General features: G+C 43.1%; 19 protein-coding genes. 1 reads left to right on the forward strand and 18 read right to left on the reverse strand.

What is annotated here, in order from left to right; all coding sequences use genetic code 11:
• Positions 1-25: 25 nt before the first annotated feature.
• From ACZ47Z_RS12925 to ACZ47Z_RS12970, 10 genes are all read right to left on the reverse strand, one after another.
• Positions 26-1,744, reverse strand: a complete 1,719-nt coding sequence (locus tag ACZ47Z_RS12925) for an acetyl-CoA carboxylase carboxyltransferase subunit alpha (RefSeq protein WP_464525617.1) — start codon at positions 1,742-1,744, stop codon at positions 26-28.
• Entirely contained in the window at positions 1,731-3,080 is a 1,350-nt protein-coding gene (locus tag ACZ47Z_RS12930; RefSeq protein ID WP_015528344.1) for an acetyl-CoA carboxylase biotin carboxylase subunit, read from the reverse strand. The genes ACZ47Z_RS12925 and ACZ47Z_RS12930 overlap by 14 nt, the downstream gene beginning before the upstream one ends.
• A 20-nt stretch (positions 3,081-3,100) precedes the next feature.
• Complete coding sequence (fabZ, locus tag ACZ47Z_RS12935) at positions 3,101-3,532, reverse strand: 3-hydroxyacyl-ACP dehydratase FabZ (RefSeq protein WP_015528345.1); 432 nt, start codon at positions 3,530-3,532, stop codon at positions 3,101-3,103.
• 15 nt (positions 3,533-3,547) lie between these two features.
• Entirely contained in the window at positions 3,548-4,042 is a 495-nt protein-coding gene (gene accB / locus ACZ47Z_RS12940) for an acetyl-CoA carboxylase biotin carboxyl carrier protein (RefSeq protein WP_054751494.1), read from the reverse strand.
• Positions 4,043-4,054: 12 nt separating this feature from the next.
• The gene (gene fabF, locus ACZ47Z_RS12945) at positions 4,055-5,293 is read right to left on the reverse strand and encodes a beta-ketoacyl-ACP synthase II (RefSeq protein ID WP_226900992.1); all 1,239 of its coding nucleotides are present in this window, start codon (positions 5,291-5,293) and stop codon (positions 4,055-4,057) included.
• 19 nt (positions 5,294-5,312) lie between these two features.
• Positions 5,313-6,062 carry a 3-oxoacyl-[acyl-carrier-protein] reductase gene (fabG, locus tag ACZ47Z_RS12950; protein ID WP_054751492.1) on the reverse strand — a complete coding sequence of 250 codons (750 nt, stop codon included), beginning with the start codon at positions 6,060-6,062 and terminating at the stop codon, positions 5,313-5,315.
• Entirely contained in the window at positions 6,056-6,976 is a 921-nt protein-coding gene (gene fabD / locus ACZ47Z_RS12955; RefSeq protein ID WP_270840496.1) for an ACP S-malonyltransferase, read from the reverse strand. Before fabD ends, fabG begins: the two co-directional genes overlap by 7 nt.
• A complete protein-coding gene (gene fabK, locus ACZ47Z_RS12960) occupies positions 6,969-7,925 on the reverse strand; it encodes an enoyl-[acyl-carrier-protein] reductase FabK (protein WP_270363765.1) in 957 nt (318 codons plus the stop codon). Before fabK ends, fabD begins: the two co-directional genes overlap by 8 nt.
• Before the next feature lie 78 nt (positions 7,926-8,003).
• Positions 8,004-8,228 (reverse strand): acyl carrier protein, encoded by a 225-nt coding sequence (locus ACZ47Z_RS12965; RefSeq protein ID WP_081016846.1) that lies wholly within the window; start codon positions 8,226-8,228, stop codon positions 8,004-8,006.
• A 23-nt stretch (positions 8,229-8,251) separates the two neighbouring features.
• Positions 8,252-9,199 (reverse strand): beta-ketoacyl-ACP synthase III, encoded by a 948-nt coding sequence (locus tag ACZ47Z_RS12970; RefSeq protein WP_117960636.1) that lies wholly within the window; start codon positions 9,197-9,199, stop codon positions 8,252-8,254.
• 274 nt (positions 9,200-9,473) lie between these two features.
• Here ACZ47Z_RS12970 and ACZ47Z_RS12975 point away from each other — a divergent pair, with 274 nt between their 5' ends.
• The gene (locus tag ACZ47Z_RS12975) at positions 9,474-10,064 is read left to right on the forward strand and encodes an HAD family hydrolase (RefSeq protein WP_054751489.1); all 591 of its coding nucleotides are present in this window, start codon (positions 9,474-9,476) and stop codon (positions 10,062-10,064) included.
• Positions 10,065-10,101: 37 nt separating this feature from the next.
• Here ACZ47Z_RS12975 and smpB read toward each other — a convergent pair whose 3' ends face one another.
• The 8 genes from smpB to ACZ47Z_RS13015 all read right to left on the reverse strand — a co-directional run bounded on the left by smpB (position 10,102) and on the right by ACZ47Z_RS13015 (position 18,214).
• The gene (gene smpB / locus ACZ47Z_RS12980) at positions 10,102-10,566 is read right to left on the reverse strand and encodes an SsrA-binding protein SmpB (RefSeq protein ID WP_015528354.1); all 465 of its coding nucleotides are present in this window, start codon (positions 10,564-10,566) and stop codon (positions 10,102-10,104) included.
• A 48-nt stretch (positions 10,567-10,614) separates the two neighbouring features.
• Positions 10,615-12,726, reverse strand: a complete 2,112-nt coding sequence (rnr, locus tag ACZ47Z_RS12985; RefSeq protein WP_464525618.1) for a ribonuclease R — start codon at positions 12,724-12,726, stop codon at positions 10,615-10,617.
• Positions 12,727-12,844: 118 nt separating this feature from the next.
• Positions 12,845-13,087 (reverse strand): preprotein translocase subunit SecG, encoded by a 243-nt coding sequence (gene secG / locus ACZ47Z_RS12990; RefSeq protein WP_015528355.1) that lies wholly within the window; start codon positions 13,085-13,087, stop codon positions 12,845-12,847.
• Positions 13,088-13,183: 96 nt separating this feature from the next.
• Entirely contained in the window at positions 13,184-13,660 is a 477-nt protein-coding gene (locus tag ACZ47Z_RS12995; RefSeq protein ID WP_464525619.1) for a hypothetical protein, read from the reverse strand.
• 30 nt (positions 13,661-13,690) lie between these two features.
• Entirely contained in the window at positions 13,691-14,131 is a 441-nt protein-coding gene (locus ACZ47Z_RS13000; protein ID WP_020436394.1) for an RbsD/FucU family protein, read from the reverse strand.
• A gap of 109 nt (positions 14,132-14,240) precedes the next feature.
• Positions 14,241-15,356 carry a substrate-binding domain-containing protein gene (locus ACZ47Z_RS13005; RefSeq protein WP_054751483.1) on the reverse strand — a complete coding sequence of 372 codons (1,116 nt, stop codon included), beginning with the start codon at positions 15,354-15,356 and terminating at the stop codon, positions 14,241-14,243.
• A 342-nt stretch (positions 15,357-15,698) separates the two neighbouring features.
• Positions 15,699-16,703, reverse strand: coding sequence for an ABC transporter permease (locus ACZ47Z_RS13010; protein ID WP_015528359.1), 1,005 nt, complete (start codon positions 16,701-16,703; stop codon positions 15,699-15,701).
• A 14-nt stretch (positions 16,704-16,717) separates the two neighbouring features.
• On the reverse strand, positions 16,718-18,214 hold the full coding sequence (locus ACZ47Z_RS13015) for a sugar ABC transporter ATP-binding protein (RefSeq protein ID WP_054751481.1): 1,497 nt from the start codon (positions 18,212-18,214) through the stop codon (positions 16,718-16,720).
• Between the last annotated feature and the right edge of the window lie 9 nt (positions 18,215-18,223).

Here is an 18,223-nt window from a genome sequence, read left to right on the forward strand (position 1 = left end):
CAGACAATACCATGTTTTCTATCTCTTACATTCGACGAAATCTGTCGTATCTTCTATCTGTCAGTTGTTTTTCTGAAAGGTTTCCATATTGTTCAAGGAAATGTTCCATCTTCTCTTCCAGTTCACAGAGCACAGGAACCATCGTATCTTCCCGGTACACTTCAGGCTCGCAAATTATTTCTTCGATCACCTTAAGTTCCTTAAGATCTGCTGCTGTCAGACGCATCACCCCTGCCGCCTCTGACGCTCTCTTGCTGTCTTTCCACAAGATGCTTGCAAACCCTTCCGGTGAAAGTACTGAATACACTGCATTCTCCATCATCCACACTTCATCTGCAACTGCAAGTGCAAGCGCACCGCCGCTTCCACCTTCTCCGATTACAATTGAAAGAACCGGCACTTTCAAAGCTGACATCTCATACAGATTCCGGGCAATTGCCTCACCCTGTCCACGCTCTTCTGCCTCCATTCCGCAGAAAGCCCCCGGAGTATCCACAAAACAGATGACCGGACGCTGGAACTTCTCTGCCTGTTTCATCAGACGCAGTGCTTTTCTGTAACCTTCCGGAGACGGCATTGCAAAATTCCGTTCCAGATTCTCTTTCGTTGTCTTTCCTTTGCACTGGGCGATCACAGTAACCGCTTTTCCATGAAAATACGCAATTCCGCCTACTACTGCCGGATCATCCTTATAATATCTGTCTCCATGTAATTCTACAAAATCTGTAAACAGTCTGTCAATATAATCCTTACCGACCGGGCGTTCTTTTTCCCTGGATTTCAAAACACGCTCCCAGGCTGACACATTTTCTTTTCCTGCAGATATGTTTTTTCTGTTCTCCTTTTTCTTTTCCGGACATTCTTCTTTCTTCTCATCTATAACCGTATGCATTTTCAGAATCTGTCTCAGTACTTCCTTCATCTCATCCCTGGTTACGATTCGATCAACAAATCCATGCTCAAGAAGAAATTCTGCTCTCTGAAATCCTTCCGGCAACTTCTGTCCGATCGTCTGCTCGATCACACGCGGACCGGCAAATCCGATCAAAGCTCCCGGTTCTGCAAGAATAATATCTCCAAGCATAGCAAAACTTGCTGTGACACCTCCCGTAGTTGGATCCGTCAATACCGGAATATAAAGAAAGCCTGCATCACTGTGGCGTTTCAGTGCCGCTGAAGTCTTTGCCATCTGCATCAGGGAAATGATTCCCTCCTGCATACGTGCGCCTCCGGAACAGGTAAAAAGAACAACAGGAAGCCTCTCCTTTGTTGCACGCTCGACTGCACGGGTAATCTTTTCTCCTACCGCATGTCCCATACTGGCCATCATAAATCTTCCGTCACAGACCCCGATCACAACCGGATATCCACAGATTGTTGCTTTTCCTGTAACAACCGCTTCATCAAGCCCTGTCTTTACTCTTAAAGCTTTGACTTTTTCTGTATAACCCCGGAAATTCAACGGATTCTCTGGTCTTTCCCCTTCATCGATCTTTGCATCCCATTCTTCAAAAGAGCCAGCGTCTGTCACAAGCTCAATTCTCTTATATGCCGGAATACGAAAGTATCCATGACATTTAGGACAAATATATTTTCCGTTGATTACTTCATCTGTTAAGATTGCCGCACCGCATTTATTACATTTTTTCAAGATTCCTTCCGGTGCTTCCGGCTTTCTTCTGTTTCGTGAATGAATCGAAGTGATCTTCTCTCCGGTCTTTTTAAACATATTATGCAGTCTCATTCATCATTCCTCCGATAAACTCCACATCAATATCTCCAGATATGAATTTTTTATGATTCAAAATCTCATACTGATAATCAATATTTGTATCCACACCTTCAATAATAACTTCGCCAAGTGCGCTTCTCATTTTACGGATAGCCTCTTCTCTGTCGTCCGCATGTACGATCAGTTTCGCAAGCATGGAATCATAATAAGGCGGAACTTCATATCCTGTGTAAATCGCACTGTCTACACGTACGCCTTCACCACCCGGGAAATGTACATCTGTGATTTTTCCAGGAGACGGGCGGAAATTCTTTTCCGGGTTCTCTGCATTGATCCTGCATTCGATCGCGTGACCTGTGATCTTGATGTCTTTCTGCTGAAGCTTTAGTCTCTGTCCGTCTGCAATCTTAATCTGCTCTTTGATCAGATCGATTCCTGTCACCCATTCTGTCACCGGATGTTCTACCTGGATTCTTGTATTCATTTCCATAAAGTAAAAGGCACCACTCTTTTCTAAGAGAAATTCAATTGTTCCGGCATTTGTATAATGAGCCGCCTTTGCCGCTTTTACAGCCGCTTCTCCCATCTTCTGTCTCAATTCCGGTGTCAGTGCTTCTGATGGAGATTCCTCGATCATCTTCTGATGATTTCTCTGAATGGAACAGTCTCTTTCTCCAAGATGGACCACATTTCCATACTTATCTGCAAGAATCTGGAATTCTATATGACGCGGATGTTCTACAAAATGTTCCAGATACATTGTTCCGTCTCCGAATGCCATCTGCGCTTCTTTCTGTGCTGTCTGGAAACTTGTCTGGAACTCGTCCGGTGTCTGTGCGACACGCATTCCTTTTCCTCCACCGCCAAGTGCTGCCTTAACGATGATTGGATAACCAATCTCACCAGCGATCTTCTCGCCTTCTTCTACAGTATAGACAGGCTCCTTGCTTCCCGGAATAACCGGAACACCTGCCTCCACCATCGTATTTCTTGCAACGGATTTATTTCCAAGAGCACTGATCACCTTTGAATCCGGTCCGATATATGTGATCTTGCACTGTTCACACAGTTCTGCAAATTTGCTGTTTTCAGAAAGGAATCCGAATCCCGGATGGATTGCATCTGCGCCGGACACAAGTGTTGCACTGATGATATTCTGCATATTCAGATAACTTTCTGCGGATGGAGCAGGACCTATACAGACTGCTTCATCTGCGAGCTGGGTATGCAGCGCATCTTTATCTGCCTCAGAGTAAACAGCAACCGTACGGATTCCCATTTCTCTGCAGGCGCGGATCACCCGGACTGCAATCTCCCCTCTGTTCGCAATTAAAATCTTCTCTATCATTTCTTCTGCTCCTGATTTTTTTATTCTCCAACCATAAATGTAAGTTCTGCCGTAACAACGACCTTTCCGTTAACTGTTGCCACAGCTTCTCCTACGCCTACCGGTCCTTTTCTTTTAATAATCTTTGTCTCTAATTTCAACTGATCTCCCGGAAATACCATTCCTTTGAAGCGACATTTTTGTACACCACCGAAGAATGCAATCTTTCCCTGATTCTCCGGTACACTTAAGATTGCCACAGCTCCTGTCTGAGCAAGTGCCTCAAGGATCAGAACTCCCGGCATTACTGCTTTCTGTGGGAAATGTCCACGGAAGAAATCTTCATGATAAGAAACACCCTTGTATCCAATTGCATATTCTCCCGGAACATAATCTTCAATCTTATCAATCAAAAGAAATGGATGTCTGTGCGGAATGATTTCCTGAATCTGTTCTACATTTAAACTATTCATATCTGAATCCCTTTCTTAAACAATTCTAAAAAGCGGCTGGCCGTATTCTACCGGTTCTCCATTTTCTACAAGAACTTCTGCAACTGTACCAGCACATTCACTCTCAATCTCATTCATAAGTTTCATCGCTTCTACGATTCCGACAACCTGTCCGACTTCGACCTTGTCACCAACCTTGACAAAACTCGGTGCATCCTCTGCCGGTGCAGCGTAGAAAGTTCCAACCAAAGGTGAAATGATCAGCTTGCCTTCTGGTTCTTTTTCAAGATTTTCTTCCGGATCTGCATTCTCAGAACTTCCGGATACAGCCATGTTCTGTGGAAGAACAGTTGCCTGGAAATCACCACCGGAAATTCCTGTCAGCGGAATAGAAGCTGCATTCTGAACGATTTCTACCTTCTGCTGTTCCTTTTTCAGATTCAGCTTTGTTCCATTTTCTTCATATTTAAATTCTGTGAGCGTAGAAGCCGATACAGCTTCGATCAGCTTCAATATTTCTTCCATCTTCATCTTCGCTTCTCCTTACTCTTCGAAACGTTTTACAAGAAGAGACACATTGTGTCCACCAAAACCAAGAGAATTGGAAATTACACAGTTCACTTCTTTCTCTACCGGTGCACCTACTGCATAGTTTAATCCACATTCAGGATCTACATTCTTTGTACCAACTGTCTGATGGATAAAATTATCCAGAATACTTTTTACACAGACAACAAATTCTACTGCCCCTGCTGCTCCAAGAAGATGACCGATCATAGATTTTGTTGAGTTGACAACAACATTTTCGGCCGCATCTCCTAATGCATAATAGATTGCGCGTGTCTCAAAGAGGTCATTGTGATGTGTACTTGTTCCATGGGCATTGATATAATCTACCTCATCCGGTGTCACACCTGCCTCTTTCATTGCAAGCTTCATTGCCATTCCGGCTCCTTCTCCGTTCTCTGCCGGGGATGTGATATGATAAGCATCTCCTGTAGAGCCATATCCTGCGAGTTCTGCGTAAATCTTCGCACCTCTCGCTTTTGCGTGTTCAAGTTCTTCCAGAACTACGATCCCGGCTCCTTCTCCGAGGACAAATCCATCCCTGTCCTGATCAAACGGACGTGAAGCTGTCATCGGATCTTCATTTGTAGACAGTGCTGTCAACGCAGTAAATCCTGCAATTCCGGTCGGACAGATACAGCTCTCTGTACCCCCTGCAACACAGACATCCAAGTCACCATACTGAATCGCACGGAGTGCATCTCCGATACTGTTAGATCCTGATGCACATGCTGTCACGACATCTGTACATTTTCCTTTCAGTCCAAGCTGGATGGATACATTTCCTGCTGCCATATTGGAGATCATCAACGGAACCATCAATGGATTTACACGCGCCGGTCCTTTTGTCTGGATCTTGTCGTAATTCTGCTCTACACAGCTGAGACTTCCGATACCTGAACCGATGATTGTTCCCACACGGTAAGGATCTTCCTGCTCCATATCAAGTCCCGCATCCGCAAATGCTTCCTTTGCTGCTGCAACCGCATACTGGGAGAACAATTCCATTCTCTTTGCTGCCTTGAAATCCATTCGTTCTTTTCCAACGAAATCTTTCACTTCTGCTGCCAGCTTAACCTTATAATCTGTTGTATCGAATTTTGTGATCGGACCAATTCCAACTTTACCTGTTTTGATTCCGTTCCAGAATTCTTCTACTGTATTTCCAATCGGTGTCACCGCACCCATTCCGGTTACAACAACTCGTCTCTTCATTTTCCTACTCCTTCTATTCTTACATCGCCATTCCGCCGTCGACATGCAGCGTCTGGCCTGTGATATAACGTGCTTCATCAGAAGCTAGAAATGCCGCCGCATTCGCAATATCTTCTGTCTCTCCAAACTTTCCAAGAGGGATCTGGGCTGTTGCTCCTTCTTTCACCTTCTCTGAAAGTACTTCTGTCATCTCTGTGTTAATAAATCCCGGAGCGATCGCATTTACGGTAATTCCTCTGGAAGCCAGTTCTCTTGCCGCACTCTTTGTGAGTCCGATCACACCAGCCTTTGATGCGGAATAATTAGCCTGTCCTGCATTTCCAAGAACTCCTGATACAGAAGACAGGTTAATAATTCTTCCGGATCTCTGACGTAGCATCTGTCTTGAGACTGCACGGATACAATGAAAAGTTCCTTTCAGATTCGTATCGATCACAGCATCAAAATCCTCTTCTGCCATCTTCATAAGCAGTCCGTCTCTTGTAATTCCCGCATTGTTCACAAGGATATCTATTCTTCCGAATTCTTTTATGATTGTCTGAAACATCTCATCACAAGATGCTGCATCTGCCACATCACACTGCATGATCTGCGCTGTTCCACCTGCAGATTCAATCTCTGTCTTCACTTCCTGCGCACGCTCTTTCGATCCATTATAATTGATCACTACTGCTGCGCCCTCCTGTGCCAGACGCAGTGCGATCGCTCTTCCGATTCCTCTGGAAGCACCTGTCACTACTGCAACTTTCCCTGTCAGTCTGTCTAACATAATTCATTTACCACCTTATCTACATCTTCCCAGGTTCCGACGTTATACACTTTCACCTCACGGTTTATCTTTCTCAGGAAACCAGCCAGTGTTCTTCCAGGCCCGATCTCAACAAATGTATCTACACCGTCCGCAATCAGAAGTTCCATACTCTGCTGCCAGCGTACGGAAGATGCCACCTGACGTGCGAGCAGTTCTTTTGTCTTTGTAATATCAGTTACATATTCTGCTGTCACATTCGTCACATATGGAATCTGGAGATCAGAAAAATCTACCTGTTCCAGTTCTTTTCCAAGCTCTTCTCCGGCCTGCTTCAGAAGGGAAGAATGGAACGGTCCACTGACATTAAGCGGAAGGACTCTCTTTGCTCCGGCTTCCTTCAGTGCATCTGCTGCCTGTTCCACATCTTCCTTCCATCCTGTAATCACAATCTGTCCCGGACAATTGTAGTTGGCGATCATTACACCACTTCGATCTGCCAGTACTTCCTCAATCTTTCCGGCATCCAGTCCAAGAACCGCTGCCATGGCTCCCTGACCACCCGGTACTGCATTCTGCATCAGAATCCCGCGTTTTCTTACTGTTGTGATTGCATTTTCTGTGCTCATTCCTCCTGCTGAAGCAATCGCACAATATTCACCCAGGCTTAAGCCTGCTGTGACATCCGGGGCGAGTCCCCGTTCTCTTAATACCTTCTCCATTGCCATACAGACAGTCACAAGTGCTGCCTGTGTATATTCTGTCTGATCCAGAAGATCATTTTCCTCAAAACAGAGTGCTTTCATATCCAGTCCAAGCAGTTCACTTGCACGGTCAATCACCTCTGCTGCCGTCTTACTGTTTTCATAGAAATCTTTTCCCATTCCGGCTTTCTGTGCTCCCTGTCCCGGGAAAATAAATGCGACCTTACTCATAGAATCCTTTTCCTCCGATCAGTTCATCTGTCTGTGAGACCAGCTTCTGGATCACTTCCTGACAGGTAAGCTTCTCCTTGATCATACCTGCGATCTGCCCTGCCATCACGCTTCCGCTCTGAACATCTCCATCAACAACAGCTCTCCTGAGTCCTCCTAGTGTCAGATGTTCAAGTTCTTCGAATGTTGCTCCTGCCTGTTCTTTCTCAAGATACTCTTTCGTCATTTTATTACGAAGGGCACGAACCGGATGACCTGTAGATCTTCCTGTCACACGAGAATCAATATCCCTTGCTTTCAAAATGCATTCTTTATAATTCTCATGCACCTGTGCTTCTTCTGTCACAACAAAACGTGTTCCGATCTGGACACCCTCTGCTCCGAGCATAAATGCCGCTGCAATTCCTCTTCCATCTGCAATTCCTCCGGCTGCGATCACCGGGATTTCAACTGCATCTACAACCTGCGGAACGAGAACCATCGTTGTATTCTCGCCGATGTGTCCGCCTGCTTCTGTTCCTTCTGCCACCAGAGCATCTGCTCCACAACGCTGCATTCTCTTCGCCATCGCTACAGAAGCAACTACAGGAATCACTTTGATTCCGGCTTCCTTCCACATCTTTATATATTTTTCTGGAGATCCTGCACCTGTCGTGACAACTGCGACACCTTCTTCGACAGCCACCTTTGCAACTTCATCTGCATAAGGACTGATCATCATGATATTGATTCCAAACGGCTTATCTGTCAGCTTCTTTGCCTCACGGATCTGTTCTCTGACCCACTCGGCCGGTGCACTTGCTGTTCCGATCAGTCCAAGTCCACCGGCATTTGAAACTGCTGCCGCCAGATGATATTCTGCAACCCATGCCATACCGCCCTGAATGATCGGGTACTCAATTCCAAGTAATTCTGTTATTCTCGTTCTCATAAGAACTCCCTTCTTGATCACTTCTCTATCAACGGTTCTCTCGGATTGGCTGCCGAAAGGAACCGGAATGCTTCGTTTTCTACTTGTTCTATACTTCTACTTGTGTGATTCGATATATTTTACAACGTCCCCCACTGTTGTGATCTGCTCTAGGTCTTCAGATGGGATCTCTACTTCAAAAGCTTCCTCAAATGCCATTACCATCTCAAAAAGATCCAGGGAATCTGCTCCAAGATCCTCTTTGAAAGATGTTGTCTCACTTAATGTGCTTTCCTCTACGTTTAATGACTCTGCTACGATTTCTTTTACTTTTTCTAACATGATTTTGTTTTCCTTTCTTGAATTTACCATTCCATCAGGCATCCTGCCCATGTAAGTCCTGCCCCGAATCCGGCAAGTATAATTTTCTGATCTCTTTTCAGCTTTCCATCCCGATTCATTTCATTTAAAAGGATTGGAACTGACGCCGCCGACGTATTCGCATATTCACCAAGATTCATTGGGAACTTCTCAATTTCTACGCCAACCCTCTTTGCAGCCGCTTCAATGATTCTTCTGTTTGCCTGATGCAAAACAAAGTAATCCACATCTTCTCTTGAAACATCTGCTTTTTTCAACATTTCTTCGATGATTTCCGGTACTTTTCTCACAGCGAACTTAAAAACTGCCTGTCCATCCATCCGGATTACCGGCGTTTCTTCTGTTCCATATTGTAAGGTCAATGCCTCTCCCTTGTCTCCTGCCGAATGTGCCATGGCCGTGTAGACTGCTTCTGCACTTTCACTTTCTTCTCCCCGGAGAACCACTGCACCTGCACCGTCTCCGAATAAAATGCAAGTTCCACGGTCTTTCCAGTCTACAATTCTGCTCATCTTCTCTGCACCGATCACCAGTGCGGTCTTAACAAGACCCGAACGGATATAAGACTGCGCCGTATTCAATGCGAGAATAAATCCCGAACAGGCTGCATTCAGATCGTATCCCCATGCATGAACTGCACCGATTGCTTTCTGCACTTCACAGGAAGTATTCGGAAATACTGTTTCTGAAGAAGACGTCGCTACAAGGATCAGGTCAATCTCTTCTGCTTTCAACCCGCTGTCTGCAAGAGCTTCTTCTGCTGCTTTTGCAGCCATAAAAGATACCGTCTCCTGTTTTGCGAGATGTCGGCTTTGAATTCCTGTGCGTTCCCGGATCCATTCATCACTTGTGTCGACCAGAGAGGACAATTCCACGTTGTCCATTCGATGGGACGGTATGTACGATCCTGTCCCGCATATTCTTCCTATCATATCTCTTCTCCAACTCTGTCAAAATAATTGTCACTCTTCACAATATGATTCTTTCCAGATCTGAACCATAATTGTTTTGACTTTTAAATACTTTGACTCTCAAAGTATATCATAAATAAAATAGATGTCAAGATAATTTTTAGACAGTTTTTCTCTTTTTGTCTATTAGTTGCTGGTCGCACATCGTATGAACAGCAATACATATTTTATTTGAATCTGTCTTTTCTGCGCAGTATAATAAAATAAACGTAACTGTTCAGAAAGGAAATTTGTCATGAAATACAAGAATATTGTTTTTGACTTTGGAAATGTCATCGGACGTTTCGATGGAAAAGCGATCCTCTCAGAATTCTGCCCACATGAAGAAGAACTGGATTATTTATCCGAAATCGTTTATAAACGCTGGGCAGAGCTTGACGCCGGCACACTTGATTATGATAGTTACATAAATGAAGTCATCGATCAGGTTCCGGAACATTTGAAGGACTGCATCCGCCGGTTTGCAAAAGAATGGCCACGCTGCACTACTTTACTTCCGGATACCATTACATTTATCCATGAATTAAAAGAGCGCAATATACCAATCTATCTGCTGTCTAATGCTCCAACCTATTTTGCAGAATACTATGAAGGAAGTGAACTTCTCTCTCAGTTTGACGGAATCTTATTTTCCGGACCGATCAGACTTGCAAAGCCGTCTCCTGAAATCTACAGTCATTTTCTCAGGAAATTTGATTTAAAGGCAGAAGAATGTTTCTTTATTGATGATCTTGAGCCAAACATCAATGCAGCAAAAGAAGCCGGAATGGGTGGCCTTGTATTTACTGGCGATATCAATGAAGTAAAAAAAGCAATTGGTTTCTGATCCAATTGCTTTTTCTATTCGCTCCTGCTTCAATCCCTTATCGATTGAACGCTTTGAATTCTCTCTGTGCTTCACGCTTCTGATCTTTCTTTGCGATCGTCTCACGCTTGTCATATAATTTCTTACCTTTGGCAAGTCCAATCTCAATCTTTACAAGACTTCCGCTGAAATAAACCTGCAGCGGAACAACTGTAATTCCCTGTTCTTTCATCTTACCAAATATTTTCAGTATCTCCTTCTTATGAAGAAGCAGCTTTCTCACACGAAGCGGATCTTTGTTAAAGATATTCCCCTTCTCATAAGGACTGATATGCATACCATAGATATACATCTCCCCATCTTCCACACGGATAAATGCTTCTTTAATACTACACTTTCCCATACGAAGAGACTTTACTTCTGTGCCATGCAGCACAAGTCCTGCTTCGTATTTCTCAAGAATAAAATAATCATGATATGCTTTTTTATTATTCGCAATAAGTTTTTTCTCTGTCTTTGCCATCTGATTCCAACCTCTAACTCATCTATTTTAACCGCACTCCTGCAAGTATTATGCCAGCTCGAAATTAATTATCCGGAGCAGCTTGTCTGCATCACTTACGCGGACACGCACCTTTTCACCAAGTTTATATGTCTTTCCTGTATGCTCTCCGACCATTTCATACGTCTGCTCTATAAAATTATAATGATCGTCCCGCAGATCCACAACATGAACAAGACCTTCTACTGTATTCGGAAGTTCTACATAGATTCCCCATTTTGTAACACCGGAAATGACACCTTCGTACTCTTCTCCAATATGCATGCGCATATACTCTGCTTTTTTCATCTTCACAACTTCACGTTCTGTCTCTTCTGCCAGTCGTTCTCTGTCACTACACTGCTTCGCTACTTCCGGAAGGATCTTGTCATAATGTTCTATACGATTCTCATTCAATCGTCCGCGCAGGTTCTCCTTAATGATTCTGTGAATCTGGAGATCCGGATAACGGCGGATCGGAGAAGTGAAATGTGTATAATACTTCGCTGCCAATCCAAAGTGTCCTGTATTATCTGTTGTGTATTTTGCCTGGCACATGGAGCGTAATGTAAGTCTGCTGATCAGAGCTTCTTCCGGGGTTCCTTCCACCTGACTGAGAAGTTTCTGAATCTCCTTTGGCTTTACTTCATCATGCACATGAATATGATAACCGAAATTATTGATAAATGTACTCAGTTTCTTTATCTTCTCTTCGTCTGGAACTTCATGCGTTCTGTAGAGAAATGGAACCTCTCTCCAAAAATATTCTTCTGCCACCGTCTCATTGGCAAGAAGCATAAAATCTTCGATGATCTTCGTTGCACTGTTTCTTTCATAAGGTTTGATATTAATTGGTTTCCCCTTCTCATCCAATTCAATCTTTGTCTCCGGAAAATCAAAATCAATCGAACCTCTCTTGCCACGTCGTTCTCTGAGAATCGTTGAAAGTTCCTGCATCTTCTGAATCATCGGAACAAAATCCTCATCTTCTTTCAGTGCTTCCGGTTCTTCTGCCAGCACCTTAGATACACCTGTATAACTCATACGCTTGTCTACCCGGATCACAGTCTCCGCGATCTGATGATCGATCACCTCGCCTTTCGGAGACACTGTCATAATGCAGGATAATGCCAGACGGTCTTCCCCTGCATTCAGAGAACAGATGCCATTCGACAACACATGCGGCAGCATCGGTATGACACGGTCAGCAAGATAAACACTCGTCCCACGCTTCAGTGCTTCTCGATCCAGAGCACTTTTCTCCTGTACATAATTGGTAACATCCGCAATATGAACTCCCAGCTGATAATTCTCATCCTTCATTGTCAGAGAAACCGCATCATCCAGATCCTTCGCATCTTCACCGTCGATCGTAACCATCTGCCAGTCACGTAAATCCAATCTTCCTGCACAATCTGCTTCTGATACATCTTTTCCAACACGAACCGCCTGATTCAATACCTTCTCCGGAAATTCTGTAGGAAGATCATAATCCTTTACAATAGATAAAACATCTGCTCCCGGATCATTCACATGACCGATGATCTCAACAATCTTTCCTTCCGGCTTAGCATGTTCCTGTCCATAAGATGTCAGTTCTACCACAACCTTATGACCGTCCATGGCACCCATCTCTTTTCCGGCCGGAATATAAATATCTTTCAGATATCTCTGATTATCCGGACGTACAAATCCAAAACTCTTACTCTTCTCATACAATCCGACAATCTTCTTCACCTGATGCGACACGATTCTTACGATTTTTCCTTCTTTTCTCTTACCGCCCGGCGCACCTGTAATAATACATTCCACTTCATCTCCCTGGAATGCACCGTTCACATTCTCTCCAGGAATAAAGATATCCTCATCTTCACCCTCTACCATAACAAATCCAAATCCACGGATATTCGCCTGGAAGGTTCCTGTGATACGCTTCGTCTGCCCTTTACTGTATTTCCCTCTTTTAGAAAGTGTAATCTTTCCTTCTTCAACGAGCGCATCCAACACTTCCTGAAGCTCTCTTCTCTGTTCTTTCGATACCTGAAGAACTGTCGCAATCTCTTTAACTTTCATTGGGATATAAAAATCATCACAAATAAAGTCATAAATCACTTTTTTTCTCTTTTCAAATGTCTGATCCATTCTGTTTCCTTTCATCGTTACTGTTCACACGATGTAACCTTTCATCACTACTTAAAGTAAAAAAAGACATTCTATAGTCTTATTATAGAATGTCTTATACTTACTTCATCATCTGTTATTAATTAAAAACCTTAAGGTTCAGTACTACTGCAAGCACCAGGAAAAGGATAGCAAGAAACTTTGTAGACTTTACAAGTGCACCTTCCATAGAACGTCCCTTGTTCTGTCCCCAATAAGTATCCGCCATACCGCCAATTGTTCCCAATCCGGCTGACTTTCCTTCCTGCAAAAGAATAATCGCTGATAATGCGATACAGTCTATAACAAAGATAATGTATAAAACAATCTTCAAAATGTCCATCTTCCATGACCTCCTACACACTAACGTAACAGCACACTTATTAAACCATAAAAACATAGCTTCTAAAATCTTCTCATGCCATTACATGAATCTTAATTATTCTATCACAAGTAAGGTTGATTTGCAAGTATTAAAAGATTCCAAATATCTTCTCACGGAATGAAACATATAGGGAATCATAATCTGTATACTGAATCTTACTGTTCTTAAACTTTTCCCCCATCTGCTGCAGAGATGATCTGCAATCAGTTTCGCATCGTCATGCTCTGTCAAAAGAATTGCCGGAAATACATAATAGATCATAAAGAAATTCAGATCTGTCTGAACCGCACTGTCTATTTTTCCTTTTTTCGGAGAAACATATGCATCATAAACCTTATCTGTAAAGTCTACTGCAAGCTCTTTGGCTGCCGTCTCTTTATCAGAAGCATTCTCCGTATATTCTGTCATCTCACGGAAATAATGTCCATGATTCTCTATAAAAGCCTCCATATTTACTTTATAAGAAGCCTTCTTCAACTTTTTCATCATCGGCTTCATATCTGCAAATATTTTTTCTACATGATCAAGCATATTGTTCCTCCATTACGTTAAAAAATGTGACTAGTCTGTTACAACACCCTTCTGAAGCATTACATTCGCATAAAGTGCTGATTCACCTGTTGCAATGATTGCATAAGCTGTCTTAGCTTCATCATAGAATGCAAAACGCTCAATGTTTCCAACAACAGCATCACCTCTGTCATCATATTTACGGATAATCTCTTTATATGTATCCCAGATTGGTGTCTCCACAGTATCTCCAGGCATAACTTCCATAAGATTTACCGGATGCTCCACATAGCTGTCCAGAGGGAACACCTGAAGAATCGCATCAAGAATCTCCGGTACTCCGTGTCCGTCGCAACGGATCACAATCGCGTCTTTTCCCATTGATTCAGCCGGAAAGTTTCCATCAGAGATGACCAGTCTGTCACTGTGTCCCATCTCAGCAAGTACTTTTAACAGTTCTGGTGATAAAATTTTTGGAATTCCTTTTAACATATTATCTTCCTCCTTGATATAATAACATATTATTTTAAAAAAGGAACCGGGAATTTCCCGATTCCTTTCTTTTCACTTTAATAATTCAGCTTCTCTTTACAGATATGAATTAGTCATAAAGGTTTGGAACGATGTCAGCATCTTCCATGTTTGTAGAATCATACCAGTAACCATCTGTTGTAACGTCTTCTACAGACTCACCATCACAGATCTTAGCAAGAGTCTCGATGGAGATTTTACCCTGCATCAGAGGAGACTGTGTAACAGCACCGAGCATTGTACCATCTTTAACAGCTGCTTTAAGAACTGAACCAGCATCGAATCCAGCTCCAACGATCTTTCCTTCGTCTGTTCCAAGTTTGTTCAGGTTCTGGTTAGCTGTGAGAACACCCTCTGCAGATACCTGGTTTGATCCGAACATAGCGATTGTATCGTCTTTGTTCATGATGTTAGAAGCCTCTGTAGCACACAGCTCAACTGTTGTCTGAGCCGGAACTGCAACTTCAAGGATAATGTCTGCAGATGCCTGATCTCCGTTGTCTTTAACCTGGTTTACATAGAAGTCATTTCCTACAACTGCTACTGTATATCCATCAGCTTTAGCAAGTTCGATGAACTTGTTGATGAATCCCATACCACGCTCAGAAATGTTAGCGGATGTTGCATCCTGGTTAACTTCACCTACACGAACCTGTCCTTTTCCAAGTCTGTCTTTGATTGCTGGATAGATGTGCTCAGCAGCAATTCCACCAGCCTGCTCGTTGTCTGTTACAACTGTTGCGTATACAGATCCTTCTGGAGCGTCCGGAACACCTGAGTCGAAGCATACTACTGGGATTTTCTTCTCAAGTGCTGACTTCAGTGAATCAATAACTGAGTTCTGGTCACAAGCTGCAAGAGCGATTCCGTCTGGGTTCTTGTTGATTGCGTTGTTCAGCATGTTAACCTGGTCAGCGATATCGGACTCAGCGTTCGGTCCTGTTGTGTTAGCTGTAACACCGAGCTCATCACAAGCCTGGTTGATTCCCTGTACAGCTGCCTGCCAGTATGAAGACTGGAAGCTCTTTACAACAACTTCGAAATGATATCCCTTGGAATCTCCTGATCCATCTGTCTTAGTGTCGCCATCTGCTTTCTTAGTGTCATCTGCCTTAGATCCACATCCTGCGAGCATTCCAACTACCATACATCCACCAAGTAAAACTGCTAAAACTTTCTTTTTCATAATTATGTCCTCCTGACAAAATAAATTTGTGACTGCTTGTCTGAGTTTTCTTCCAGTTTTCCTCTCCCTAATGCCGGGCCTCTCTGGCAGAGCCTCTTTCGTGCATTTCTTAAATCGCTCTGCAGAAGTAGTTTGCCCAGGCTTCTTTGTCCGAAAACTCTTTATACAGTCTGTTTCGTTTAGCTTCTATAGTAACAGCTTTCTTTTTCACACTTTTTTCAGCATGTTTCCCCGCTGCTATCTATCCGCACACATTAATAATATAACACATTACCAATGGTTTTGCAATTAGTTATTGCTTTTTCGTGATTTTTCACAAATTCTAAATTTAAGTGAAAAAAATTACTCTTTTCCTGCTTTTCTCTTAAGAATATCAACAAGTACGGCTGCGATCAGGACAAATCCTGTAATGATCTGCTGCCAGTTAGCTGTCAGTCCGATGAATGGAAGACCAGTCTTCAGAAGACAGATAACGAATACACCAAACAGTGTTCCTGTGATGCTTCCTACACCACCTGTCATGGATACACCACCGATGATTGCTCCACCGATAGCCTCAAGCTCGAATCCAGCACCACTTCCTGGCTGAACTGTAGCGAAGATAGCGGAGTATGCGATAGAAGCAAGTCCTGCGAAGAATCCACAGATTACATATGCTGCAATATGATAGAATCTTACATTAACTCCGGAAAGTCTTGTTGCTTCTTTGTTACTTCCGATTGCAAGTGTATAACGTCCAATTCTTGTATGATTCAGTACAAATGTCATAACAACAACCAGAAGAATTACCCATAAGAAACCGATCGGGATATTCTGTCCGCCAGACTGAATCTTGAAGATACTTCTGAACCATCCACCCGGTGCTGCTGCTGCCGGCCATGAGATTCCGAATCCACCTACGATAATGGAACCAAGTCCACGAGTAATCATACAAGTACAAAGTGTTGCCAGGAATGCCGGCAGATCCATGATTGCTACCAGTACACCATTCAGAACACCAATCAGCATTCCAAGAATAATTGCTGCAAGGATACCAACGATTGTAGGCATTCCTTTGTGAACGATCAGATATCCACCAACGAGTGAATAACATACAAGTCCAGTACCGATTGACAGGTCAACACCACCTGTCATCAGTGGAAAGGCTACTCCAATTGCCATCAGGACAATATAATAGGAGAAGTCCAGAATGTTAATAAATGTTGTATATTTTCTGAAGTTCGGGCTCATTGCACAGAAGAAGATAAACAGTGCAATAACAACGAGCAGGACGATGAATTTCTGTCCTCCCATTCTGTCAATAAATGACTTATTAGAGCCGGCCTTCTTTGTTGTATTATTTGCCATTACTTTTTCCCTCCCTACTCAATCTCACGTGTAGCCATGTTCATGATATTTTCCTGTGTAGCTTCGGAAATATCCAGCTCACCTGTCTTCTTACCTTCGCACATAACAACGATTCTGTCACTCATACGAAGGATCTCTGTCATCTCGGAGGAAATCATAATAATGGCTTTTCCTTCTGCTGCCAGCTGATTCATCAGCTTGTAAATCTCATTCTTAGCTCCAACGTCGATACCTCTTGTAGGCTCATCGAAGATAAGGATGTCACAGTCTCTTGTCAGCCATTTTGCAATAACGACTTTCTGCTGGTTACCACCTGACAGGTTAACTACCAGCTGATCTGTACCAGGAGTCTTTGTTGCAAGCTGCTCAACATATTCCTGAGCAATCTTGTTCTCTTTCTTCTTATCGATAAAAGGACCGCTCATGAATTTTTCAAGTGTTGCCATTGTTGTATTCTCAGCAACTGATTTCTGTACAACAATACCATATCTCTTTCTGTCCTCTGACAGATAACCGATACCATACTTAACAGCATCCTGTGGGCTCTTGATTGTAACCTTCTTACCGTTGATATAAATATCACCGCTGTCGATTGGGTCAGCTCCAAAGAGTGCTCTGGCTGTCTCTGTACGTCCAGCTCCCATCAGTCCGGAGAATCCAAGGATCTCACCTTTGTGAAGCTCAAAGCTTACATCCTGTACCATCTTACCAGCGTTCAGGTGATCAACTTTAAGAACTACCGGTGCTCCCGGAGGTGTCATGTTTTTCTCCTTCGGATCTTCGTAAATAACACGGCCAACCATCATGTTGATGATGTCATCTTTTGTACTGTCTTTTGTGATCAATGTTCCAACATAAGTACCATCTCTCATGACTGTAACACGGTCTGTGATCACTTTGATCTCATCCATACGGTGGGAGATGTAAACAATTCCCATTCCCTGACTTCTCAGGTCACGGATGATCTTGAACAACTGTTCAATCTCTGTCTCTGTCAGAGCTGCTGATGGCTCATCAAAAATAATAATCTTTGCATCATGTGAAATTGCTTTTGCGATCTCACACATCTGCTGCTTACCTACTGTAAGTTTTGACATTGTCTCTCTCGGATCAATATCAACGTTCATTCTGTCGAACAGTTTCTGTGCTTCTTCGTTCATCTTCTTGTCATCGATCTTGATACCCTTCTTGAACTCTCTTCCGATGAAGATGTTCTGAGCAACTGTCAGATGACCAAGCATGTTCAGCTCCTGGTGTACGATGATAACACCATTATCCTGTGCTTCACGAGCACTATGGAACTCAACTTCTTTACCTTCATATGTAATTGTTCCTGAATCTTTTGTATAAATACCTGTGAGAACTTTCATCAGAGTTGATTTTCCGGCACCATTCTCTCCCATAAGAGCAAGAACTTCGCCTTTTCTGATTTCAAGATCTACATGGTCAAGTGCGTGAACACCTGGGAAAGATTTATCAATCCCTTTCATTTCCAATATAACTTCGCCCATTTTATTACC

This window comes from Mediterraneibacter faecis (genome assembly GCF_055383675.1).

Excerpts from the sequence above, each read along its gene's own strand:
- ACZ47Z_RS12925 (WP_464525617.1), bottom strand. The coding sequence starts at position 1,744 with ATGAGACTGCATAATATGTTTAAAAAGACCGGAGAGAAGATCACTTCG.
- ACZ47Z_RS12930 (WP_015528344.1), bottom strand. The coding sequence starts at position 3,080 with ATGATAGAGAAGATTTTAATTGCGAACAGAGGGGAGATTGCAGTCCGG.
- fabZ (WP_015528345.1), bottom strand. The coding sequence starts at position 3,532 with ATGAATAGTTTAAATGTAGAACAGATTCAGGAAATCATTCCGCACAGA.
- accB (WP_054751494.1), bottom strand. The coding sequence starts at position 4,042 with ATGAAGATGGAAGAAATATTGAAGCTGATCGAAGCTGTATCGGCTTCT.
- fabF (WP_226900992.1), bottom strand. The coding sequence starts at position 5,293 with ATGAAGAGACGAGTTGTTGTAACCGGAATGGGTGCGGTGACACCGATT.
- fabG (WP_054751492.1), bottom strand. The coding sequence starts at position 6,062 with ATGTTAGACAGACTGACAGGGAAAGTTGCAGTAGTGACAGGTGCTTCC.
- fabD (WP_270840496.1), bottom strand. The coding sequence starts at position 6,976 with ATGAGTAAGGTCGCATTTATTTTCCCGGGACAGGGAGCACAGAAAGCC.
- ACZ47Z_RS12965 (WP_081016846.1), bottom strand. The coding sequence starts at position 8,228 with ATGTTAGAAAAAGTAAAAGAAATCGTAGCAGAGTCATTAAACGTAGAG.
- ACZ47Z_RS12970 (WP_117960636.1), bottom strand. The coding sequence starts at position 9,199 with ATGATAGGAAGAATATGCGGGACAGGATCGTACATACCGTCCCATCGA.
- ACZ47Z_RS12975 (WP_054751489.1), top strand. The coding sequence starts at position 9,474 with ATGAAATACAAGAATATTGTTTTTGACTTTGGAAATGTCATCGGACGT.
- smpB (WP_015528354.1), bottom strand. The coding sequence starts at position 10,566 with ATGGCAAAGACAGAGAAAAAACTTATTGCGAATAATAAAAAAGCATAT.
- rnr (WP_464525618.1), bottom strand. The coding sequence starts at position 12,726 with ATGGATCAGACATTTGAAAAGAGAAAAAAAGTGATTTATGACTTTATT.
- secG (WP_015528355.1), bottom strand. The coding sequence starts at position 13,087 with ATGGACATTTTGAAGATTGTTTTATACATTATCTTTGTTATAGACTGT.
- ACZ47Z_RS12995 (WP_464525619.1), bottom strand. The coding sequence starts at position 13,660 with ATGCTTGATCATGTAGAAAAAATATTTGCAGATATGAAGCCGATGATG.
- ACZ47Z_RS13000 (WP_020436394.1), bottom strand. The coding sequence starts at position 14,131 with ATGTTAAAAGGAATTCCAAAAATTTTATCACCAGAACTGTTAAAAGTA.
- ACZ47Z_RS13005 (WP_054751483.1), bottom strand. The coding sequence starts at position 15,356 with ATGAAAAAGAAAGTTTTAGCAGTTTTACTTGGTGGATGTATGGTAGTT.
- ACZ47Z_RS13010 (WP_015528359.1), bottom strand. The coding sequence starts at position 16,703 with ATGGCAAATAATACAACAAAGAAGGCCGGCTCTAATAAGTCATTTATT.
- ACZ47Z_RS13015 (WP_054751481.1), bottom strand. The coding sequence starts at position 18,214 with ATGGGCGAAGTTATATTGGAAATGAAAGGGATTGATAAATCTTTCCCA.